Source organism: Rufibacter roseolus (assembly GCF_017916365.1).
GTDB classification, from domain to species: Bacteria; Bacteroidota; Bacteroidia; order Cytophagales; family Hymenobacteraceae; genus Nibribacter; species Nibribacter roseolus.
This window is the reverse complement of the sequence record NZ_JAFMSU010000003.1, coordinates 257551-281596: the sequence shown is the minus strand read 5'-3', so window position 1 is coordinate 281596 and position 24046 is coordinate 257551. Positions and strand designations below refer to the sequence as shown.

Sequence of the window (24046 nt, the reverse complement as noted above, 5' to 3'; positions counted from 1 at the left end):
AAAGGGGAGGGATTGTTATTTTATCAGTTGTCTGGTTTGAGGCTTGCGCCTCACTGAAGTTGCAAACTTCAGGTCATGGTAGGTCCAAGTTGAAAACTTGAACCATAGGGAGGGATATAGAAATAGGTAATAAAATTAGCACGCATTCCGTCCCCCTTTGAAGGGGGTAGGGGGATGATTACTCGTGCTGATTATGTCATTCCTAAACTGTAGGGGCAATCCCTTGTGGTTGCCCTTTCTGAGTAGGAGATGACTTTCTGCCCTGTCGCCTTTCTGTAGCAAGAGCAGTTGACACAAGAACCGCCTTGTCATCCCCCTACCCCTTCAACGGGGGACGGAATACGTGAAAAAGGAATGATGAATGCTGTACAATCTTTTATCATCAGAACAGCAATAAAAAAGCGGCTACCTTTTGGTAGCCGCTTTCATTTAAGATAGAAGTACAAACCAATTCCCCTTCTGTTATCCTGAAAGGGTCTTATGGCAAGCTAGAGAGGCGATTAGTAAGCATTATTGCCGTTCGCTACCAAAATCCTTTCAGGAATACAAGGGAGATACAGTGCATTATTCCTCTTCCTCCGCACCAGCAGGCACACCGCCAACGGTTTTAATGATGTTGCCGAAGAACAGGGCGTTGAAGAACAGGCGATTGGTGCCGTACCAGCTTCCCCGGAAGTTGGGGTTATCCGCGAAGAGGACCACTGTGCCCTGGCCTTGGTTCTGCGCTAAGAGCGAAGCGGAGTTGGCGATTTTCTTCAGGTTGGCTTTGGACACGTAGCCACTTTGCAAAGGATTGGCGGTGTATTGGGCCACGGTCTCATACGAGCTTTTGCTGGGTGCCAGGAACACGTTGCTGTTGCGGTACACGCTCAGTTTGCGGGAGGTGTAGCCGAAGGCCAGCGGGTGCGTGATGTCCAGGTCGGTCTCGTAAATAGAGCCGCCTACCGATTTGGCGCCTTCGAGTTCGCGGGCGTTGATGTAATCCTGGCGCACGGTTTTAGCGGCGGTATCAGCAGGGGAGAGAAGGCGGGCATTCGCGATGCCTTGTTTGATGGCCCACTCAGAGGCGGTTTTGAAGGTGATTAATGTGCCGCCCTCGGTAACCCAGCGCTTCAGTTTGTCCACAGTGTTTTTGTCCAGGCTGTTGTAGGCGCCGCTTACCAGCACGATGGTATTGTAACGGGCCAAAGACAGGCGCGGGAAAGAACTCAACTCGGCTTTGGTGATGGGCATCTTCAGCTGAGAATCCAGCAAGAACCACACCTCGCCAGCCTCCGGACCTTGCACGCCGGTGCCTACCAGCATCAGAGCCTCGGGTTTCCGGATGGTCTGGATGTTGCTGCTACCCAGGTCAATGCCTTTGGCGCTGAAACCGCTGTTCACCGCGGTGATGTTGATTTGGCGGTCTGCGACAACTTTCTGGATGGCTTTGTACAGCGAGTCAGACGAGATTTTCTGCGAGGCCACCGGAATGGTGATGGCGCCGGGCAAGTAGTCTTTGGCGCCCGCTGTGGTGTTGGCCGTGAAAGGCTTCAAGGCGGTTTGAGCGGTTACGCCTAAGGATTGCAGTTGGTACAAGGCGCCGGCGGTGTTGTAATCCGTCCAGTCCAGGAGGTAGGCGTAGTTGCTTTTGGGCGGAGCAGTGGCGGAAAGGGAAGGCAGGGCCGTTACTTTGTTTCCGCGGTTCACGGGTTTAGTGGCGCCCACGTGCGGCAGACCATATGCCAGGGCCAGGGTCCAGGTGGAGGCATCGTAGAACACACTGTCGGGTAAGTTTGTGTTTTTGGCAAAGATAGACTCTACCAAGCGGTATTGCGGCTGCTCAGTGGGCACTACAAAGGATTTCCCTTTCTCGAAGGCGGTGCCGTTGATGGTCTGGTTGCCGGGCAGTTCATATACCTCAATTTTGTGGGCCAGCAGCAGTTCGGTGAAATTCCGCAGGCGCGTGGCATCGTATTTCTCGCCGTACACATAGGCTTTCACCGGATTCTTGCGGCCATCGGCGATGCCGGATTTATAGAACTCGCGCTGGTGTTTGAGGAAGGTCTCGCGGTTCTCCACGGCTCCTTTCACTGTAGCTAGCCCCGTGCTCAGGTGGTTCCGGATTCCGAAGGCGAAGGTCAGCACGCCGGTGGAATTCTCCTGGCGGTTACCGCGCGAGCTGGCCTGCTCGGTGGTGATGCCCACGCCCCCCTGGAAATCGGGGTAGGTGGAGCCGTAACCGGGGTAAATGTTATCGTACTGCTCTTTGGTGAAATAAAGAGACCCGATCTCGTCCAGCGCGGCGGCGTGGTACTTGGCGATGATCACGTTCAGGTTGTCATAGGTGCTGCGGGGCACCAGGTAGTTCTCGGAGCCGTAGGGTTTGCTGGGCTCAAAGTAGTAGGTGGAGTTGGTGCCCATCTCGTGGAAATCAATGACCACGTTGGGGAGCCACTCATGGTAGAATTTGAGGCGGTTTCTGCTTTCCACGTGCGCGATGGGCAACCAGTCGCGGTTCAGGTCAAACCAGTAGTGGTTGCCGCGGCCGCCGGGCCATACCTCGTTGTGTTCCCAATCGGCGGGGTCTGCTACTGAAGGGTCGCTCTGGTGGACATTGATCCAGTTGGCGTGCCGGTCGCGGCCATCGGGGTTATGGGCAGGATCGAGCAAAATCACCGCTTCTTTCAAAGCGCGCTGGGTTTCTGTGTCCTGGTTGGCGGTGTAGTAGTAGGCCGTTAGGAGGGAGGCTTCCAGGCTGGAGGCCTCGTTGCCGTGCACGCTGTAGCCCAGGTTCACGAACACCGGTGCGTTGGCCAGGTTGGGCAGTGGTTTAGAGACATCGGCTAGCTGCAGGTGCTCTTTCCGGATGTCTTCCAGGCGGGCGTGGTTCTCGGGCGAGGTGATAATGGCCACCACCTGCGGGCGCAGTTCATAGGTAAACCCGATGGTCTGCACTTTCACTTTGTCGGAGAGTCGGTCCAACTCTTTGAGGTAAGCCACCGATTGTTCATAGCGACTGTGGCGCTCGCCTATGCCGTAGCCCAGGAACTGCTCAGGCGTGGGAATAGCGGCGTCAAAGTTCTTCGTCTTCGGGAAATAATAGCTGCTTTGCGCCAGGGCCGGAACAAGGGTCAGGACCCAGGCGGCCAGGACCAGAAGCGCCCTGTGTAATTGTAAGGATGATTTCATGGTGTTTTAAGGGTGATTTTCAAAAAATGGGTTAAAAGCGTAGCGGCGAGGAATAATGATGCCGCAACAGCAAAGAGAGAGGAAGCGACAAAGCGCCGCCAGGGTAGAGGAGAGGCAGGCGTGCAAAGAAGTACCCCAGGCAAACGCCGGTTTCTTTGCCCTTGCCTGCGCAAGTGCCGTGTACATAAAGAGTAAAACTGAAAAAGTAGCTAGAAAACAGAAGAGCGCTGCGTCAGCGCAGAAGGATAGATGCCCGGGAGCCCGGAATGTCTAAGGAACCTAACAGCAACAACAAGAGTGCATACAGGCAACGGAATAGCCTGAAGCAGTAGATAACGAAAGAAGATTTGCGTTGGAAAGGTGGTGGCTGCTGAGCATGGTCTGAAAACTTATATTTCCCATTTGGCTGGGCAGGAGTTAGCACCTTTTTAACTTGGTTAACGGTTGCTAGAGGTTCTCAGAGCCTGCTCTCTCCCCTCTTCGGTATAATTTCAGGGCTAAGGTAGAAATCAGGTCCTTATATAGCAAAAGAAATATAGGTTATTTACAGCCAGGGATACGAGGACAGTAGATCCGGCAGCTATCACCGGTGTTTGGCTTTAGATTTAGAGAGCATTTTTGGGGCTTTTATTACAAAATAGCCCTTAATCGGATTTAGTAACTCCGAAGGCTTACTGCACAAGAGTCAAGAAGGCTTTCATTTTTTCTAGCCGGATAGTAGTCGCAGGCGCCGGGAGGTACTTTGGAAAACTCATTTAGAAGCTTTTTAAGCGAGTTTTGAGCTGAATGCCAGGCCTGTATAATTCTGTCCGGGTGTACTGCGATGTGGGTATCTGCTTTCTTCTTTAAGCCGTAAAATACGAGTACTTTTAGCCCGCGAAAATGGGCGATAAAGCTCCTGTGCCCCTTTTTAACCTAAAATATCCCTGGAACCCGTGCTGACTCCGAAGAAAGGCTCACCAGAAGAGCCAACCAGACTGTTTGATTGCCTGGCATACCAATTGAAGAATATGCCCTTGGAAGACATGCTCAGCGCCAAAGAAAATGGTGCCTGGCGCAAGTACTCCACCCAGGAAGTGGTAGATACCGTGAACCAATTAAGCGTGGGGCTCTTGGCGCAGGGAATATCTTCCGGAGACGGCACCGCCGAAGGTCGGGACAAGATCGCCATCATCAGTGCCAACCGGCCCGAGTGGATTCTGGTGGATCTGGCTATTCAGCAAATCGGGGCTATCTCCGTGCCCATCTACCCTACCATCAATGATGAGGAGCTGAAATTCGTCTTACAGGATGCCGCCGTAAAAATGGTTTTTGTGGGCGACAAGAACCTTTATATAAAGGTGCAAAACGTGAAGGGAGATCTGCCGGCGCTGCAGAAAATCTACACCTTTAGCCCCGTGCCGGAAGCCCTGCATTGGAAGGAACTCCTTTTTGAGGTTTCCAGTGATCTGGAACGGCAACTGGCCCAGAATAAAAATAGTATCCAGCCAGAGGATTTGGCCACCATCCTCTATACCTCGGGTACTACTGGTACGCCCAAAGGCGTCATGCTCTCGCACCGGAACATCCTGAGCAACATGTTCAACAGTACCGAGGTGATTGATGAGGTGGGCGTGCGCGGGAAACGAGCCATCAGCTTCCTGCCCCTGAACCACGCCTTTGAGCGCATGGCCACCTATTGCTACATCTATGCGAGCGTCTCAATATACTATGCCGAGAGCATGGAGTCTATTGCCGAAAACCTACGTGAAATAAAGCCCACTATTTTCACTACTGTGCCCCGCCTGCTGGAGAAAGTGTACGAGACTATTGTGCGGAAAGGAAGTGAGCTCACCGGGGTGAAGAAATCTTTGTTTGACTGGGCCCTCCGCTTGGCCGAGCGGTTTGAAATCAACACGCCCCTCCCAATAACTTACAAAATGCAACTAGCCCTGGCCAACAAGCTGGTGTTCAGTAAATGGCGCGAGGCGATGGGCGGCGAGGTGAAATCTATCATTACGGGGGCGGCGGCTTGCCAGGTGCGGTTGCTTAAAGTCTTTACCGCCGCAGAGATTGTAATCCAGGAAGGCTACGGTCTTACCGAGGCATCGCCCATCATCAGCGGCAATCGGTATCCTGAGGAGAACCGCATGTTTGGCACCGTGGGTCCGCTGCTAAGGGATGTGGAGGTGAAGATTGCTGAGGACGGGGAAATCCTCTGCAAAGGCCCCAACGTGATGATGGGCTACTACAAGCGCCCCGACCTCACCGCCGAGGTACTGCGAGACGGCTGGCTCCACACCGGGGACATAGGCACCCTGGTCAACGGCAAATTCCTCAAGATCACTGATCGCAAGAAAGAGCTTTTCAAGACCAGTGGAGGCAAGTACGTAGCGCCGCAGCCCATTGAAAACAAAATGGTGGAAAGCCCCTGGATTGAGCAGATCATGGTGGTGGGCGAGTCGCAGAAATTTGTGGGCGCCCTGATTGTGCCTGCTTTCAAGGCACTGCAGGAATGGTACGCAAGCCAGGGCCTCCCATACCCCGGAAACTTGGCCGCCGTCGCCGATAAACGCGTGCGCACCCTTATCTCCGAGGCTGTAAAGAAATACAACCACAACTTCAATCCTGTGGAGCAACTCAAAAAGTTTGCCCTCTTACCCCAGGAATGGACCGTTGCCGGCGGTGAGCTCACGCCCACCCTTAAACTAAAGCGTAAGGTCCTGTTTGAGAAATATCAGAACTTCATCCAGGAAATCTACACCTGATCATAAAAGCAAAAGCGGCTTCTACTAAAGTAGGAGCCGCTTTTGCTTTATATGGTGACCAGTTTTGCATGCGTTCCGTCCCCCTTTGAAGGAGGTGGGGGAATGACTTTTTACATCTCTCTGGTTCAAGTTTCCAACTTGGACCCACAATGGGCTGAAGTTTTCAACTTCAGTGAAGCGAGAGCCACCAATTGAGCGGTTCGCAGGACCTATTAGGGCAACCACAAAGGAGTAGCCCCTACATATTATAATGCGTGTGATCAGCACGAGTAATCATCCCCCTACCCCCTTCAAAGGGGGACATTTTGCAGGTCGATGCTGTATTCTTTTTAAGATGCTCTATTGGTTCCAACTACGTTTTTCCAAAAACAGCTTTAAACTAAATTTGAGATCGACTACCTAATCAAACAACATCCTTGCCCAAGACTCACTCACTCACTCACTCACTCACTCACTCACTCACCCGTCAGTTTCCGCACCAGGGCCTCCAAACGGGTTAATCTCTCTTCCAGCGAGGATGGTGATTTGAGATAGGTGCTGTACACGCCGTCTACGTGCCAAAGCTCGGTCACCTCTGCTATTGGAATGGAGAGATGGTCATAGTCCGGGTTGTCTGCTTTAAGGAGGAGAGCGCCGTCCTCTGTGAGGCCCTGGTAGCGGCGGGCGACTAGTTTGTTCTGGGTGAGGACCACGTAGACTTCATTGGGTTTGAGTTGGGAGGTATCTACGGTCAACGCCGAGCAGTACAGGATATCGCCGTGGCGCAGGCCGTGCTGTTGGTACTGCATCTCGGAGCCGGTATGCTCAAAGGCCCGGTGCAGGATCTGTACCTCGCCGGGTAAGATAAGGGACGGAAGTCCATCTATAAACTGCTTTTCCTGCCGATGGGTGAAATAAGCCGTTTGCTCCACCGCCATGACCAAAGCTGTGCGGTAAGCCGGTGCTTTAGCAGCGTCTGCTACTTTTATGAGCAGGTGCTCAGGATTTAAATCCCGCTTGAAGATATCGAATCCATATAAATCATTGACGGTGAGTTCTTTGGTGATTAACAGGTCCAAACTGATTCCGAAGTGCCTTGCAATCTGCACCAGCGTGTCAATCTTGGGTTCTGACCTGCCTTCTTCGTAGGCACCCACGCTAGGGCGCGCCAGGTCAAAGAGTTGCGCAAAGGCGGCTTGGCTCAAATTTTTGACCGTCCTGATTTTCTTGATGTTCTTCCCGATGCACGACATAAAAAATATTTTAAAAATAATCCTGCTACAATTTTGAGCGTATCTATTTTTTGTAGTATAATTGCCTTCGAAATCATGACAAGATAAGGACTAATTTTCAATGTTGCTACAATTAAGAGCATAAACAAGGCTGGTCTTTCCAGGTTGGGCAAGCTCGGAAGAGAAAAGACTCGGGAGAAAAGGTCAGGATTATGAGCAATCCAGGAACGCAGTAGGGAAGGACAGGCAGAAAGCCTTTCTTTGGGTGATTGGTAAAAACAGGCTTAAAACGCTTTTTCAGGCCTAAGGCAAAAGCAGAGATTACACATAAACTTAAAAGATGGAAAACAACTACTTCAAGAAAGTGAAAGAATATCTGGTGGAACTGGATTTCCGCATCACCCACGAAGATCCCAGGGATTGCGTGTTGGTGGTGGAAAAGGAAAGCCTGGGCATCAAGAACTTGGTCATTGGCTGTACAGATCCGCTCCTGATTATGGAGCAGTACATCCTGGAACTACCCAAGGTAACGGTGGAGATCTGCCAGAGCCTGCTTCAGAAAAACCGTGACATCATCCACGGTGCCTTCGTGCTGGATGAATCGGGTCGGCGGCTTATTTTCCGGGATACCCTGCAGATGAGCAAACTGGACCTGCACGAACTGGAGGCCTCGCTGAATTCGCTGGCCCTGCTGCTGAGTGAGTACGGGGAGCAACTGATCCAATTCTCTAAAAACCAATCTCGCTGATATGACCATTCTGCAACACATTTTCAATATAGGCACCTCTGAGGCGCACCCCTCGGTGGAGGAGCTCAAGGAGCCCATCCGGAAAGCGGAGCAAGCCATCAGGGACATGCGGCTGGAGCTGGAGAAGAGCGTTCGTGTCCTGGAAAACCTGGGGAAAGAGGAAGCCAACGCTGGTTCAATCTCAGAAGGACCGGATAGCGGGAAACAAAGTCAAACCCGGGCAGAGCTGGAGCAGAACATCAAAGCGCTGAAAACCAATCTCCGGAAAAATGAGATGCAGCTGCGCGTGCTCAAGTCACGGGTGACGGTAAGCAGTGCCACCAAAACCATTAACCGGCAGATGGCCCAGCTCAACTCTCCCGGCTCTCTCACCCTGCTAGAAAATCTGCGGAGAGAAGGAACTGCGGACTCATCTCAGGCCCAGAGTTCAAGTGAAAATGGACCCGAGACCCAAGACCAGACCACTGCGCCCGAAAAACCGCAGGATGCCTCCACTGCCCAGGCCTTTACCCAAAAGGCAGATGCTTTAAATGAGAAATTAGGCCTCGCGCCTTCTACAGACGCCCCCATTACCCAACCCTAGAGAACAGCCGTTTCGGGGCTGTTTTCCAGAAATCAGGCCCGAAGCAGAATTTACTTCCTGCCCACCTCTCCTTCATCAAAGGAATCTTAGCACCCTTGTTCGTTTACGGCCCGGTTTTTCAAATTCGAGCTAAAAAACGCAGCCGCTTACCAGACTCAGGACTTAGAACGCTAGACTCAGCACTTAAATAAAATGGGACAATTAGGATTTATCTTTTGCGCCGCCGTGAGTTTCTGGCTGGTGAAAGATGGGGTGGAAGAGGTGGGCCAGTTTGCCCAGGCCGCGGCACCTTTCCTGGCAGAAATCACCCCGTCCTGGCAGGAATTACAGGCGATGGCCTGGCACGCGGTTAGCCTTGAAATATTGCCATCGGGTTCCCTCTTCTAAGAAGATGGCTTTGGAATTGAAAAATTTCTTTTCCGGACTACACTTATTCGTTGTGATGAACCTAGAATTTGTACTTTTAGAAAAGCGTCATCATTTATGCAAGAACTTCTGCAAGCCTCCTTTTCCAGTGCCAACGTGTTCGCCTCGGGGTTGCTCATTTTTGTGCTGCTCTATTGGCTCACGGTGCTGGTGGGCGTGCTGGACCTGAGTTCCCTGGACCTTGACTTAGACGCTGATCTGGACACAGATGCCTCGCTGGACGGCCTGGAAGGCGTGCTCGTGTTCTTCAACCTGGGGCGGGTGCCGCTCATGATTTTCCTGTCCTTTTTCGCGCTGCCGTACTGGGCAGTCTCCGTGGGGGTGAACTACGCGCTGGGGACGACCTCCAGTTGGGTGGGCCTGCTGCTCATGTTGCCCCTCATGGTTTTCTGCCTGTTCGTGGCCAAGTTCCTGACCTATCCGTTCGTGAAATTGTTCCAGGCCATGGAAAAGGAAGAAGCACCTAATGCTGCTTTGATAGGGCAGGTGTGTACGGTGCTGCTGCCCGCCAACAACGCCCAGATTGGGCAAGCTGCCGTGAAAACCAAAGGCGCCCCCGTGCTCCTGAACGTGAAAACCTCTCAGGAAAGCCTCATCCTCAAAGGGGATACCGCCGTAGTTATTGACTATTTGCCAGAAACCAACCTTCATTTAATAGAACCTTACCAAACCCTTTAACTTTTTATCCTACATTCTATGTTTCAATCCCTTACTTTCGCAACCACCATCATGCTGGCGGTCATTGTCTTCGGGGTGCTGTTGGTCATCATCAAGATGTACCGCAAGGCTATCCAGGGCGAGGCCATGGTACGCACCGGCATGGGCGACACCAAAGTATCCTTCTCCGGCATCTTCGTGGTGCCCATCATCCACAAGCTGGAGGTCATGGACATCACCCTCAAGACCATTGTGATCGCCCGCACCGGGGCCGAGGGATTGATCTGCAAGGACAACCTGCGCGCCGACATCAAGGTGAATTTCTTTCTGCGGGTAAACAAAACGCAGGAAGACGTGGTGCAGGTGGCACAGTCCATCGGGTGTAAGCGGGCCTCTGACCCGGGTGCGCTGGAGAGCCTTTTCGATGCCAAATTCTCAGAGGCACTCAAAACCGTGGGCAAGCACTTTGATTTCGTGGAATTGTACCAAAGCCGCGATGACTTCAAGCGCCAGATCCTGCAGACCATCGGTACTGATCTGAACGGCTACATCCTGGACGATTGCGCCATTGACTATCTGGAGCAGACCCCATTGAGCAACCTGAACGAGAACAACATCCTGGACGCCGAGGGGATCAAGAAAATCATTGACCTGACCGCCCGCCAGAAAGTGCAGGCCAACTTGATTGAGCGGGAGCGCGAGAAAACCATCAAGAAACAGAACGTAGAGGCACAGGAAACCATTCTGGAACTGGAAAAGCAACTCGCTGAGAACCAGGAAAAACAACGCCGTGAGATTGCCAGCATCAAGGCCAGGGAATCGGCGGAGATTGAGAAAGTAACCCAGGAGCAGCGCATGGTCTCTGAACGGGCCCGCATTGCCACAGACGAAGAGGTCATGATCTCTGAGCAGAACCGCGACCGCCAGGTATTGGTGGCCGAACGCAGCAAGCAGCGCACCGATGCCGTGGAAACCGTGCGCGTGGAGCAGGCTAAATTGCTGGAGCAGAATGAAATGCAGCGCATTGTGGCCCTGGCCGAGATTGAGAAGGAGAAAGCCATTGAAGAAGAGCGCAAGAACATTCAGGGCATCATCAAAGAGCGCATCTCCGTGGAGAAAGCGGTGGTGCTGGAAGAAGAGAAAATCAAGGACACCCGCGCCCTGGCCGAGGCCGAGCGTCTGAAGCAGGTGGCCGTGACCAAGGCCCAGCAGCAGAACGACGAAGCCACCATCACCCTGGTAGGTGCCGCTGAGATGGAAAGGCAAGCCGCCGAGTTCCGGGCCAAGCAGACCATCATTGACGCCGAAGCGGAGAAAGCATCCGCCGATAATAAAGCCCAGGCCATCAAACTCTTAGCTGAGGCCGAGGCTAGCAAAGCCGCCGCTGTTGGTTTAGCTGAAGCCAAAGTAATGGAAGCCAAAGCCCAGGCCCGCACCAAGGAAGGCCAGAGCGAAGCCACCGTGCTGGAAATGCAGTCCGTGGCCGAAGCCAAAGCCATTCAGGCCAAAGCCGAAGCGCAGGCCCAGGCGAACGAAACATTGGGCGTGGTCGCCGCCAAAGTAGCCAAGGAGCAAGGCTTGGCCCAGGCTGCCGTGATTCAGGTGACCGCCGAAGCCGAGCAGCAGAAAGGCTTAGCCGAAGCCCGCGTGAACGAGGAGAAATTCACCGTGGACGCCAAAGGCATTGAGGCCAAAGCCGAGGCCATGAAGAAACTGGACGGGGTGGGCAAAGAGCACGAGGAGTTCAAACTGCGCCTGGAGAAAGACAAAGCCATTGAACTGGCCAACATCGACATCCAGAAAGACATCGCCGCGTCTCAGGCCTCTGTGATTGCCGAAGCCCTGAAAGCTGCCAAAATTGACATTGTGGGCGGAGAGACCATGTTCTTCGATCAGATCATCGGGTCCATCACCAAGGGCAAGCAGGTAGACCGCCTGGTCACCAACAGCGAGGTGCTGGGCACGGTGAAGGACGCCTTCTTCCAGAAAGACAGCAACGGCCACATTGACTTTAAAGCCAACCTGCAGCGGTTCATCACCCAGTTTGGGATGAACACCGATGACGTGCGCAACCTGAGCGTTTCGGCCTTGCTTTTGAAAATGATGCAGCAGAAGACCCTGGACGAAGCCACCACCAACACCCTGAAGGAACTGACCTCCACGGCCTCGGCGCTGGGCCTGGGCGATAAACCAGTGTACACCCTGAACTAACCCCTCCAGAAGTCCCCTCTCCTGAACACCAGGAGAGGGGACTCGGAAAGGGAACAGACCGGCTGGAAAGACACTTGGAAATGGCCGCAAATAGGCTGTTGTTTTAAGGCTTATTTTCTGAAAAGAGGCTGAAGATGAGGAAGAAGGCCCTTTTTTGACTTGGTCTTATACTGGAACGCTGCCTTGCTCGTTTGCCCAAACTCTTTGTCATTAACTTTCTCCCTTGGCTAGAAATCAGTAATTTTAGTTCCACAGGTAAAATTATTGACATTAAATTATCCCCGTATGAAAGCTATATCCCTTTCTCTGTTCCTAGGTGTTTTGGTGGTAACCTCGGGCCAAGCCCAAACGGCAGCCCCGGCTCAAAACAGAGCAACCTACAACCTGCAGCAGCAGTTCAGCTCGTTGAAATTTCGCTCTTCCACTGAGATGAAGTATAACCAACCGCACAAAGTGGTGAAACAGGCTAGTTTGGATGCTTTCTTCAAAAACGTGCAGGATACGCTCAGAGCGAGGCAACAGAGCATCAAGAACGCCGGTAAGGAAACAGCAGTAGCCCTAGCCAAAACCCAGAAAGAACTCGCCGATCAGAAAGCCCAGGTGCAGGCCCTGCAGGAGGTGAACGCCCAAAAGGAAAAGCAGATCCAACAGGGCGCGCATGACGTGGCCAGCCTGACGGTGCTGGGTATTGACATGGATAAACAGGTATACGTATGGCTCAGCCTGGCCATTATCGCGGTCCTGGGCATTATAGCCGCCATCTTCGCCTCCATGTACAAGAACAGCAACCGGGTGACTGAGGAGAAAATTAGGGCTTACGACGAACTCACCGAGGAATTCAAAGCCCACAAGCAGCTGGCCCGCGAAAAAGAAATCAAACTTAAGCGCGAACAGCAATCAGAAGCCAACAAAGTAGAAGAACTGAAACAGCAACTCGCCCAGCTTAGACACTAAGAGCAGGTGAGGTGGTTTGCGGGTTTGGTGTCCGAGAGTTTATAGTGTAAAAATTCTTCTTTTTAAGTGACAGACCTCGTAGCGTCCGAAGTACCTGTGAGCGTCTTTATCAACCCCGTTTCAGGCCTGTTTTCCCAAAAACAAACCTGAAACATAATACTCCATTGCCCACATCACCCAGCCTCAGCTTAAACCATCATGGCCCAAGAACCTGTCATCTCCAACCCTCCGGCGTCACCAAGTGTGCAACTGGAAGGCGGCACCTATGAAATCCTCCGCAACCGCCTGAGCAAAAGCGGCGGCGAGCTGCACGGACTGCTGGACCAACTGAACCAGGAACGGAAAGAAGTTTTCGGGGCGATTGAGACGAAGCTGTTGGCCACCGAGCGGGTAACTACCGAGCACAACTGCGTGCCTTGGGACATGGTGCCGGTGGGCGAGCAAATGCTTTTTGGCTATAATGTGCATTTGGGGCTGAAAACGGAGGTAGAGCTGAGCGATGTGTTCAGCGTCTATGCGTACCAAAACCATACTTTTCAGCAGCAGGGACTGGAACTGATCAATCACGGGGAGTTCCGAGACGAGTTCCAGAAGCTGTATAAGTACTACAAGAACACGCAGTTTGTGAAGTTCGCGGTGCAGGGCGTGCACCTGTTTATGGTGTTCCGCATCGGTAAGGGCGTGAATGACATCAAGACCTTCAAGTGGGCCATTCAGGGCGCAACGCTCACGTATCTGGACAACCGCTCCGACCACGAATACACTTTCCCCAACCAGCACGATTTCACCTGGAAGCGTGTCACCCGCGAGGCGCACCGCAAAGGCAAGCACCCGCACATCTCCATCGAGGACAAGGTGTTTGTGGAGACCATCGGCGGCGACCTCACTATCAAGGTAGAAGATAACACCGAGACTGGGCAGGGCATCTATTCTGAGCCGGTGGAGGATAAAGACCAGACACTGGATGATTCGGAGCTGTACTACGCCTTTATCGGCAACCTGATTCTGCTCAAAATCAGGCCGTACCGCGAGAGTAACTACCGCTACATCGTCTATAACGCCAAGTTAAAGGAGGCGCGCCGCATTGACGCCATTCAGGATTGCTGCGTGTTCTTGCCCGAGAACCAGGGCATCATCTACGCCTACGGCTACTACCTGCAGACCGGTGAGTTCAAGAGTTTTGACAACGGTTTGCAAGAGATGCTGTTTGAGAAGCGCATCGCCTCGCCCAACGGCGAGGATTTCCTGTACGTCTTCTACAATAAGCAGAGCGGTGTGTACCTGTTGTTGAGCTACAACCTGATTACTCAGAAAATAGAAAGCCCCATCATCTGCCACGGCTACGCCATCTACGAGAACGGGGAACTGTGTTATTTCCGGGCAGATGAGGAGCCCAAAAAGCACCACGCCCTCCAAATCTGGCAGACGCCCTACATCGGGAGCAACTTCACCATTCCGGTCACCAAAGAAAGCTACCTGTACAAGATAGGGAACAAGGAGATTGTGCAGGCCATGGCCGGGTGTACCGAGATCCTGACTTTATTGAACAAAGAGGACTCCTACGACAACCTCTACCTGGACCTCATCAAGGGCACCACCGATCTGCTTGACGGCTACTATTGGCTCTCCAACCAAGAGACCTTTGAACTGGCGCAGCCCATTACGGCCATTCGGCAGACGGCCTCCGCAGCCGTAGAGGAGTACGAGAAAGTCATCAGCATCCGGAAAAGCACGCAGGCCCAGATTGACCAGGTTCTCGGCGTAGCCGATGCTTTGCTTTCCCAGCTCAAACTCCAGAGCAACGGCCACATCAATGACTTCGTGAAAGCGCTGGCCGATTTGCGGTCAGTGCGCGGTGAGGTAATTTCCTTAAAAGAACTGCGCTACGCGGATGTTGCCCGTATTGAAACGTACGAGACGCAACTGCAGAACTTCAGCCAGGAACTGGCGAATCAAACGGTGGACTTCCTGCTGAAGCCCGATGCACTGGTGCCCTATGAACAACGCGTGGCCCAAATCACGACGGGCATAGATAAGATTGGCAAAGTGGTGGAGGCCGATGCTACCGAGAAGGAAATCTCGGGCGTGAGTGCGGAGCTGGAGATGCTGATTGAGATTGTGAGTAACCTCAAGATTGAAGACGCCACCCAGACCACGCGCATCGTTGACGCCATTTCTACTATTTACGCCTCGTTCAACAAGACCAAGGCTACCCTCAAACGCAAGCGGCAGGAGCTGTTGAGCGCCGAGGGGCAGGCCGAGTTCAATGCCCAGATCAAACTCATCGGGCAGAGCGTCATCAACTTCCTGGACGTCTGCGACACGCCCCAGAAATGCGAGGAGTACCTCACCAAACTCATGGTGCAGCTGGAAGAACTGGAAGGTCGCTTCTCGGAGTTTGACACGTTTTTAGAAATCATAGCCGATAAACAAGAGGAGATTTACTCTGCGTTTGAGAGCAAGAAAGTAGCGCTGCAGGAAGCGAGGAACAAACGTGCCACCACCCTGCAGCAAGCCGCCGACCGCATCCTGAAAGCCGTACAAAGTCGCCTGAGCAAGCTTGAAACCGTCGCCGAAATCAACGGCTACTTCGCCTCAGACTTAATGATGGAGAAGGTGCGCACCACCGTGGACGAGCTCCTGGCCATGGGCGACACCGTGAAAGCTGATGCCATCCAGAGTCGCCTGAAAACGCTTCGCGAAGACGCCGTGCGCCAGCTCAAAGACAAGAGCGAGCTGTTCGTGGACGGGCAGAACGTGCTCAAGTTTGGCATGCACCACTTCACCGTGAACACCCAACCGCTGGAGCTCAGCATTGTGCACCGCGAGGACGCCATGTACTACCATCTCACCGGCACCAGCTTCTTCGAGAAAATCACCGATGAGCGTTTCCTGAGTTTCCGCCCCGTTTGGGAGCAATCGCTCATTTCAGAGAACAACCAAGTTTACCGCGCCGAGTACCTGGCGTTCCAAATCCTGCAAGCGGCACAAGCAGCCAAAAATACTTCTGCCACAGCCGAAGCGCAGGAGGAGAGCTTGCAACTCCTGACGTTGGACCAACTGCACGAATTATCCCAACCCGAATTGGTGGAGTACGTGCAGAAATTCATGGCCGTGCGTTTCAACGAGGGCTACCTCAAAGGCGTGCACGACCATGACGCGGCGCTGATTCTGAGCTCCCTGGTGCGCCTGTTCAAGACCGCAGATTTGCTCCGCTACACGGCTGTGGACCGCGCGGCTGCCCGTTGTTTTTGGGCAGTTTTCGGGAAAGAAGACCAAAAACAGCTGTTCCATCACCAACTCAAAGGCGTGGGCGCCATTCTGCAGGTCTTTCCCGAGACGCACCAGTTTGACAACCTCAAAGCCGATCTGCAACGCGAACTGCAGGCATTCCAGAAGGAGACAGGCTTGTTCCCAGAGGCAAATTCCGGAGCGGCAGGCGAGTACCTGTTCTATGAACTCACCCGCGGCGAACAGTTCATTTCCAGCGCTCAGGCCGCTGAGTTGGTACAAAACTTCCACCAGTACCTCACGGATAAAAAAGCGTTGAGTATGTTCGAAGCATCGGTGCAGGCGCTGGATGAAAACAAAGTAGCGCAGTTGGAGCTATTGCAGCATTGGCTCAGGGCCTATTTGTCACAGACCAACTTAGCCCAGGATGCAGAGTACGGGCCTGAAGCCGCGTTGCTGCTACTGTTGCAGGAACTGAAGCCGAAGCAAATAGTACACGCGAACCTGCGCGAGACGCTGGCGGGGATGCAGGGCACGCACCCGCTGGTGCAGAATCAGCAGTATCCGCTGCACTTCCACGGATTCCAGCAAAAGCTTAACAGCTATGAAAAGCAGGTGGTGCAGCAATTCAAACAGTTCCACGAATTGAAGCACCAGATGACCGCCGCGTTTGAGGAGGAGTTGCGCCTACAGGAGTTCAAGCCGCGGGTGATGTCTTCGTTCGTGCGGAACAGGTTGATTGACCAGGTGTATCTGCCGCTCATCGGGGCGAACCTGGCCAAGCAGATGGGCACCGCCGGCGAGACCAAGCGCACCGATTTGATGGGCATGTTGCTGTTGTTGTCGCCGCCGGGTTATGGCAAAACCACGCTCATGGAGTATATCGCCAACCGTTTGGGTATTATCTTCATGAAAATCAACGGTCCGGCAATCGGTCACCAGGTCACCGCGCTGGACCCCACGGAGGCCCCGAACGCCGCCGCCCGCGAGGAACTGGAGAAGCTGAACCTATCCTTTGAGATGGGCGACAACGTCATGATTTACCTGGACGATATCCAGCACTGCAACCCCGAGTTCCTGCAGAAGTTCATCTCGCTCTGTGATGCCCAGCGTAAGATTGAAGGCGTATACAAAGGCCGCAGCCGCACCTATGATTTCCGGGGCAAGAAAGTTTGTGTGGTCATGGCCGGGAACCCCTACACCGAGACGGGCGAGAAATTCCGCATCCCCGACATGCTCGCCAACCGTGCTGATATCTACAACCTGGGCGACATCATCGGCGACACCGAAGACGTGTTCAAGCTGAGTTACTTGGAGAACTCCCTTACCTCTAACGCGGTGCTGGCCAAGCTAGCTGCTAAGAGCCAGAAGGACGTGTACGCGCTGGTAAAACTCGCTGAAACAGGCGGCAATGAGGGCATGGAACTGGAAGCCAACCACACTGCCGCCGAGATCAGCGAGTACGTGGCCGTCCTAAAAAAGCTCCTGCACGTGCGTGACGTTATCCTGAAGGTGAACCTGGAGTACATCCGCTCCGCCGCCCAAGCCGACGAGTACCGTACCGAGCCGCCGTTCAAAATGCAGGGCTCGTACCGTAACATGAACAAGCTCGCGGAGAAGGTAATGCCCATCATGAACGACCAGGAACTCCAAATGCTCATCCAGTCGCATTACCAGTCTGAGTCCCAGACTTTGACTACCGGTGCCGAGGCCAACATGCTCAAGTTCAAGCAGCTCATCGGCCTAGCTACCCCAGAAGAAACCCAGCGCTGGGAAGACATCAAAGCGACCTTCATGCGGAACAACAAACTCAAAGGCTTCGGGGACGGTAATCAGGTAGGACAGGTGCTGGCCCAGATGGAAAGTATTTCAGAGGGTTTGTCCGGGATTAAGCAGGTGTTGGGAGAGTTGAAGCCGGAGACAAAGCTGGTGATTGGAGAGAATTAATCTTTAACCTTACTTTATGCGGTTAAACATCTGCCAGGAAGGGCAAGATTACTGTTTCTATAAGAATGATGAGGAGGAACCCTATCTAAATGCGAGAGTTGGTTGGGTACCTTCCAATAAAGCAATAGCCAGTATTTATAAATTTTGGGATAAGCCTGTAGCAATCATAAGGCAAGGTAAGGGTCAAAAGTTTTGGGAAAAGGGAAAGGTAACCTATTTGCTTCAACTAATGGAAGGAACGGTTGAGGTAATCATTGAAAGCGCCTGGAAAGGCCATTGGTCTTTTGATTATAAAGGCTTTCAATACAACTTCTACATGCACAATGGCTACAAGAAATCCTTATTTAAGGCTGGAGAACAAGTCGCGAAGTTTGATGCGCGAGAATATTATCCATTGCCTCTTAAAAAGGCCTTCATAGTAGCCAACAATGATGAAGATGATATTTTGCTGCTTTCTTTATTCCTACTATATGACAAAGAATCAGCTTTAGATTCTGAGCTGCCAAGGAACAGCGCTTTTCTAGGAAGAGGTGTGCGAGAAAGTGATCAATACTGGTTTCCCAAAAGATAGGTCACAAAGCGGTGGTGTTAACCTCCGGCAAAACTTGGGTGTGCGTAGAGTTAGCGCAGCGCTCTACGCACTTAAGGACAGCCAATCTCCCGATTGGCGTAAATAGCAATCCATAACTACTCAATCAGCACAATCGGTACCAGCCCCTGCGTGCCTGCATAATCTCTAGCACTGCTGTAAAGGTAATGTTCGGGCTCTTCCACCCAGCCGTCTTTCACCGGATTCTGATGTATGTACTGAAGTTTTTGGTCCATGAATGTATTGCTGTGCAATTCCTCGGCATGGTTGCTTTGCTGCCAGAACTGGTAGCTGGTGTTCCGGTTGTTGCTTTTGGCGGCAAAGGCGAACTTATCCAGAAGCCATTCTCTTCTGCTCTCAGGGCTATTTTCAATTTCTCTAATGATTTGCTGTGCAGTATACTTCTTTAAGTCTCTGATGACATCGGATAACTGTGTTTTGTCAGGGTCTTTGGAAGAAATGATAAGGTGCGCATGGCTTGTTATGAGGCACCAGGCATGTACTTGCAATCCTTTGTTGGTGATGCAAAACCTTAAGCTTTCCACGAAAATTTCTTTGTACCTGGCCCTGATGAACACGTCTATCCAAAATACCACAGAGAAGGTGACGAAGTACATGCCTTCGGGATTTTTCATGTGATAGGGGCGGGGAGATAGGTTCATGGTGAGCGGATTTGAGTGGAGTTGTTTACGTGGAACGCAGATTTAGGTGTAACGCCAATCGGGAGATTGGCTGTCCGGGAAGTGCGTAGAGCGCTGTGCTAACTCTACGCACAACAACAACAACAACAACAACAACAACAACAACAACAACAACAACAACAACAACAACAATCTTGCTCCAAAGACCTCGTAGCGTCCGGAGGACCTGCGAGCGTCTGCGCTATAACCGTTTCAAGCCTCTTTCCTCAATATCAGCCCTAAACAGAAATCCCCTTGGCTGCTCTAAATCCCGCCGCAAACCATTAACTTGTCAGGTCAATAACTGAAACTATTTTCCGTTTATCACCTGATATGGATTTAACTGAACCGAGGATTCCGGAGGCGCCCGTGGCCCCAGCGGCGACAGGGCACCCCAAACAACTCTACATGCTCTTCTTCACCGAGATGTGGGAGCGTTTCTCTTTCTATGGCATGAAGGCCCTGCTGCTGGCTTACATGATCTCTGAACTCAAGTTTGATGAACCAAAAGGCTACGCCATCCTGGGATCGTACGCAGCGCTGGTGTATACCATGCCCATGTTCGGGGGGATGATGTCTGACCGGTTCCTGGGTGGGCGCAAGGCGGTGATGTACGGCGGTATTCTCATGGCCATCGGGCATTTGGTTCTGGCGCTGCCGGAGGACTGGAGCTTCTTCTATGGCATGGCCTTCATTATCTGCGGGAACGGGTTCTTCAAGCCCAATATCTCCAGTCTGGTGGGTACGCTGTACTCAGACAATGACCCGAGGAAAGACAGTGCGTTCTCCATTTTCTACATGGGCATCAACATAGGGGCGGCGCTGGGCGGCTTGCTTTGCGGTTACGTGGGGCAGCAGATCAACTGGCATTACGGCTTCGGGTTGGCGGGGCTGTTCATGATTTTGGGGCTGGTGGTGTTCTCCATCGGGAAGAAATCTTTGGGCAACAATGGCCTGCCGCCGCATCCCGAGGATCTGAAAAAGCCGGTGTTCGCAGGCATCAGCAAGGAAGTTGTGATTTATGTGGCTACGCTGGCGGTGATTCCGGTGATTGTGGCGCTGTTCAACCGCTACGAGATCATGGACTTCATCATGTTCGGGCTGGGAGCGTTGTCAATTCTGTACATTCTGTTCATTGCGTTCAGGATGGAAGCGGCAGCGCGCTACAAGCTGTTTGCGGCGCTGGTGCTTATTGTGTTTTCGGCCTTATTCTGGTCTTTCTATGAGCAGAACGCCGGGTCGCTGAACCTGTTTGCCATGCGTAACGTGGACATGCACGTGATGGGTGTAGAGCTGCCGGCACTGGCGGTGAACAACTTTCTGCCGCCGGGCTGGGTGGTGGTTCTTAGCTTCTTCTTCGCCTGGCTCTGGCCCACGTTGAACCGCAAAGGGATTGAACCTAACACTCCCACCAAGTTCGGGTTGTCGTTTGTACTGGTGGGGCTGGGCTTTTACGTGTTCTACCTGGGCTGCGTCACCAGCCAGGGCAGCGGCCTTATTCCGCTGTTCACCTTCATTGCCGGTTACTTCTTCATCATTTGCGGTGAGATGTGTATCTCACCCATCGGGTTGTCTATGATCACCAAACTGTCGCCGGCCCGCATTGTGGCCATGATGATGGGGATCTGGTTTTTCGCGAGCGCGGTAGGGGAGTTCCTGGCCAGCAAGATCGGAGCACTCATGAGCGTGCCGCAGAATGTGGTAGACAACCCGGTACTTTCTTTGCCTTACTATGCCCAGATCCTGAACCAGATCGGGCTCTGGTCTTTGGGTATTGGGGTGGTGCTGATTCTGTTCAGCCGGGTTATCCGGAAGTGGATGGGCGATGTGCGCTAATTTCCTGAAAATGACTTGAAAACGGGAGCCGGAATTTTTTTCGGCTCCCGTTCTTTTTTCTAACTTACCGCTACCTACCTCACCAAACCACGAACGAACTATGGAATTGAACCAGAAGCTACTGCGGCAGTTTGAACACGAGGCCGCCAATACCAGAAAGATGTTGGAACGCGTACCGGAGGAGCATTTTGACTGGCGGCCGCACCCCAAAAGCATGACTTTGCAGCGACTAGCCAGCCACATTGCCGAGTTGCCGGGGCTGTTCATTGCCTCTGTGCTGAAGTCTGATGAGCTGAATCTCACACCGGAGACCTACAAGCGTTTCGCCGGTACTACCCACCAGGAGTTAATGGCCCATTTTGAGGAAAACTACCAGAAAGCGGCCAAGGCCCTGAACGATACCAATGTGGTGGAGATAGGCAAAACCTGGACCCTGCGCAGTGGCGATCGGGTGATTGTGTCCATGCCTAAGCAGGTGGTCATCAGGAACCTGGCCATGAACCATCTCATCCATCACCGGGGGCAATTAAGTGTGTACCTGCGCCTGCTGGATGTACCGGTGCCCGGTATGTACGGCCCCACCGCCGATGAGCAATTCGCCGGATAACTCCTTTTTAACTCCGATTTCCCAACGTGTCAAACCTCCTGTTTCGGGGCTGATTTACCTAAATCGGCCTGAAAACAGGAGGCACTTTCCTGTAAACTTCAAGAAGATGAAAAAGCTACTGGCCCTGCTGCTGCTGGCAGGCGTGACCTACCGTGTCGCCGCCCAAACCAAACCCACCGTGATTCCGCTGTACGATGGCAAGATTCCCAATGAAGTGCCCGGGCCAGACCAGGAGAAACGCGAGGTGAACCAGGATAAAGTGGAGATAGTCTCCCTGGTGCGCACGCCCACCCTTAGCGTTTACCTTCCGGCCAAAGGTAAGGCGAACGGTACCGCGGTGGTCATCTGTCCCGGCGGAGGATACTGGATACTGGCCTCGGGGCACGAAGGGGCAGACGTAGCCCGTAAGTTCGCGGAGCAGGGGGTGACCGCCTTCGTGCTGAAGTACCGCCTACCGGACCCCGCCATTACTTCGCAGCCCGAGATCACGCCGCTCCAGGATGCCCAGCGGGCGCTGTACCTGGTGCGTAAGCGGGCGAAGGAATGGAACGTGAATCCGCAGCGCGTAGGCATTTTGGGCTTCTCGGCGGGCGGGCACCTGGCCTCCACTGCAGGCACGCACTTCAACCAGTCACAAATCCAGAATCCTGAGAACCTATCTCTGCGGCCCGATTTCATGGTCTTGATTTACCCGGTCATCAGCAGCGATCCTACCATTTGGCACCAGGGCTCTTTTGAGCGGCTTTTGGGAAAAGGAGCCTCAAAAGGCAAACTGCAGGCTTACTCCAACGAGCAGCAGGTAACGGCCCAAACGCCGCCTACCTTCCTGGTGCACGCCTCAGATGACGAGTTAGTGCCGGTGCAAAACAGTATAGTCTTCTACCAGGCCCTGCGCCAACACAAGATTCCCGGTGAGCTGCATGTCTACCAGGGCGGGGGCCATGGTTTTGGGATGATCAACCCCACCACCAAAGACCTGTGGTTTGAAAGATGCGTGAATTGGCTGGCCAGCAACAAGTTAATGACTAAGTAGCCGTAGTTGGATTATAGATAGACAGAGCTTTATTTACCCATCCTTACATCTTATTTTCTCAGTCCAGGCTGTATAGATTTGAAAATAAACCTACTGTTTTGGATGAATGTGAATTAATACGTACAAATAAAGCGTTACCTTTCAAAGATGTTATGGATTTGATTGACGATTTTCCGTTGAGATAGCTCTGTAGCCTATTTTCAACTAAATCGTCCTTCATGGCTACTCCTAAATTCATTGCCCCTTCCAATTCGTTTTACTCCGAGCTTAAACGGCGCACCAACGCCTATTTTGAGGAGAAAGGCAGTCACCCTACCGGGAATTACAAATTGTACATAAAAGCCGCGGTGCTGCTCTCCAGCCTGGTGTTTCTATACATCCACCTTGTGTTTTTCACGCCGCCGGTTTGGTTGGCCTTGCTGGAATGTATTCTCATTGGCGGGGTAACCGCTGCTATTGGGTTCAACGTGATGCACGATGGCGGGCACGGCAGTTTCAGCCGGAAGAAGTGGGTGAATGAACTGGCCGGCCTTTCCCTGAACGTGCTGGGTGCCAACATCCACATGTGGACCACCAAGCACAACATCATCCACCACACCTACACCAACATTGACGGCGTAGACGATGACCTGGATGCCAAACCCTTCCTGCGCCTCTGCGAAAACCAGGAGCACCTCAAACTGCACAAGTACCAGCATTATTACTTCTGGGGTGCCTACGCCATGCTCTACATCTACTGGATCTTCTTCACCGATTACGTGAAGTATTTCACCCAAAAGGTAGGCGATATTCCCATCAAGAAAATGAGCGGCAAAGACCATTTCACTTTCTGGGGATTCAAAGCAATGCACTTTGCCTTATTTGTGGTAGTGCCTATTTACACCGTCGGGTTTCTGCCCTGGCTGGTTGGTTTCCTGGTGTACGGTATGTTCACGGGGTTGGTATTGAGCATTGTGTTCCAATTGGCCCATACCGTTGAGCACGCGCATTTCCCAATTCCTACCGAGTCTACGAACCGCATTGAGGACGAGTGGGCGTTGCACCAGCTCAAAACCACCGCCAACTTCGCCACCAAAAACAAGATTGTGTCCTGGTTAACGGGCGGCCTGAACTTCCAGATTGAGCACCACCTGTTCCCCCGGATTTCACACGTGCATTACCCGGCCATCAGTAAGATTATCAAGGAAGCCTGCGCCGAGTTTGGTGTGACTTACCATGAATACCCCAAAACCAGAACAGCCATCATGTCACACATCTCGCATCTGAAGCAACTGGCGCTTCAGCCCGTTATGGTGCAACGGTAAAACAAATCTCAGGCTTGGGGGTTTTCTCTTTAGCTTACTGTTTAAAATAAGAATCCCGCCCTGGTCTCCAGGGCGGGATTCTTATTTTAGGGATGTTTTGGTAAAAACGGG

Annotated in this window: 16 protein-coding genes and 1 riboswitch; of the genes, 13 read left to right on the top strand and 3 right to left on the bottom strand. The window is 52.7% G+C overall.

What is annotated here, in order from left to right:
• Positions 1–564 precede the first annotated feature (564 nt).
• A complete protein-coding gene (locus tag J3P35_RS17010) occupies positions 565–3171 on the bottom strand; it encodes a M14 family metallopeptidase (protein WP_210465872.1) in 2607 nt (868 codons plus the stop codon).
• A 386-nt stretch (positions 3172–3557) separates the two neighbouring features.
• Positions 3558–3663: riboswitch (SAM riboswitch) on the bottom strand.
• Between the two features lie 518 nt (positions 3664–4181).
• Here J3P35_RS17010 and J3P35_RS17005 point away from each other — a divergent pair.
• The gene (locus tag J3P35_RS17005; protein WP_210465871.1) at positions 4182–5918 is read left to right on the top strand and encodes an AMP-dependent synthetase/ligase; all 1737 of its coding nucleotides are present in this window, start codon (positions 4182–4184) and stop codon (positions 5916–5918) included.
• 455 nt (positions 5919–6373) lie between these two features.
• Here J3P35_RS17005 and J3P35_RS17000 read toward each other — a convergent pair whose 3' ends face one another.
• Positions 6374–7150 carry an XRE family transcriptional regulator gene (locus J3P35_RS17000; protein ID WP_210465870.1) on the bottom strand — a complete coding sequence of 259 codons (777 nt, stop codon included), beginning with the start codon at positions 7148–7150 and terminating at the stop codon, positions 6374–6376.
• Between the two features lie 319 nt (positions 7151–7469).
• On the opposite strand from J3P35_RS17000, the gene J3P35_RS16995 reads away from it, so the two are divergent.
• The 8 genes from J3P35_RS16995 to J3P35_RS16960 all read left to right on the top strand — a co-directional run bounded on the left by J3P35_RS16995 (position 7470) and on the right by J3P35_RS16960 (position 18457).
• On the top strand, positions 7470–7877 hold the full coding sequence (locus J3P35_RS16995; protein WP_210465869.1) for a YbjN domain-containing protein: 408 nt from the start codon (positions 7470–7472) through the stop codon (positions 7875–7877).
• 1 nt (position 7878) lies between these two features.
• Positions 7879–8460: a hypothetical protein gene (locus J3P35_RS16990; protein ID WP_210465868.1), complete on the top strand. Its 582-nt coding sequence runs from the start codon at positions 7879–7881 to the stop codon at positions 8458–8460.
• Between the two features lie 192 nt (positions 8461–8652).
• Positions 8653–8847, top strand: a complete 195-nt coding sequence (locus tag J3P35_RS16985) for a hypothetical protein (RefSeq protein ID WP_210465867.1) — start codon at positions 8653–8655, stop codon at positions 8845–8847.
• A 96-nt stretch (positions 8848–8943) separates the two neighbouring features.
• Positions 8944–9564 (top strand): OB-fold-containig protein, encoded by a 621-nt coding sequence (locus J3P35_RS16980; RefSeq protein WP_210465866.1) that lies wholly within the window; start codon positions 8944–8946, stop codon positions 9562–9564.
• An 18-nt stretch (positions 9565–9582) separates the two neighbouring features.
• The gene (locus tag J3P35_RS16975) at positions 9583–11754 is read left to right on the top strand and encodes a flotillin family protein (protein WP_210465865.1); all 2172 of its coding nucleotides are present in this window, start codon (positions 9583–9585) and stop codon (positions 11752–11754) included.
• A 285-nt stretch (positions 11755–12039) separates the two neighbouring features.
• Complete coding sequence (locus J3P35_RS16970; protein ID WP_210465864.1) at positions 12040–12708, top strand: hypothetical protein; 669 nt, start codon at positions 12040–12042, stop codon at positions 12706–12708.
• Between the two features lie 198 nt (positions 12709–12906).
• A complete protein-coding gene (locus tag J3P35_RS16965; protein WP_210465863.1) occupies positions 12907–17886 on the top strand; it encodes a DNA repair ATPase in 4980 nt (1659 codons plus the stop codon).
• Positions 17887–17902: 16 nt separating this feature from the next.
• Positions 17903–18457: a hypothetical protein gene (locus J3P35_RS16960; RefSeq protein ID WP_210465862.1), complete on the top strand. Its 555-nt coding sequence runs from the start codon at positions 17903–17905 to the stop codon at positions 18455–18457.
• 116 nt (positions 18458–18573) lie between these two features.
• On the opposite strand, the gene J3P35_RS16955 is transcribed toward J3P35_RS16960, so the two are convergent.
• A complete protein-coding gene (locus J3P35_RS16955) occupies positions 18574–19110 on the bottom strand; it encodes an REP-associated tyrosine transposase (protein WP_210465861.1) in 537 nt (178 codons plus the stop codon).
• A gap of 378 nt (positions 19111–19488) precedes the next feature.
• Between J3P35_RS16955 and J3P35_RS16950 the strand changes: the two genes are divergently transcribed.
• The 4 genes from J3P35_RS16950 (at position 19489) to J3P35_RS16935 (ending at position 23935) form a co-directional block, all read left to right on the top strand.
• Positions 19489–20991, top strand: coding sequence for a peptide MFS transporter (locus tag J3P35_RS16950; protein WP_210465860.1), 1503 nt, complete (start codon positions 19489–19491; stop codon positions 20989–20991).
• 100 nt (positions 20992–21091) lie between these two features.
• Positions 21092–21598: a DinB family protein gene (locus J3P35_RS16945; RefSeq protein ID WP_210465859.1), complete on the top strand. Its 507-nt coding sequence runs from the start codon at positions 21092–21094 to the stop codon at positions 21596–21598.
• Between the two features lie 106 nt (positions 21599–21704).
• On the top strand, positions 21705–22631 hold the full coding sequence (locus J3P35_RS16940) for an alpha/beta hydrolase (protein ID WP_210465858.1): 927 nt from the start codon (positions 21705–21707) through the stop codon (positions 22629–22631).
• A 218-nt stretch (positions 22632–22849) separates the two neighbouring features.
• The gene (locus tag J3P35_RS16935) at positions 22850–23935 is read left to right on the top strand and encodes a fatty acid desaturase family protein (RefSeq protein ID WP_210465857.1); all 1086 of its coding nucleotides are present in this window, start codon (positions 22850–22852) and stop codon (positions 23933–23935) included.
• Positions 23936–24046: the final 111 nt, after the last annotated feature.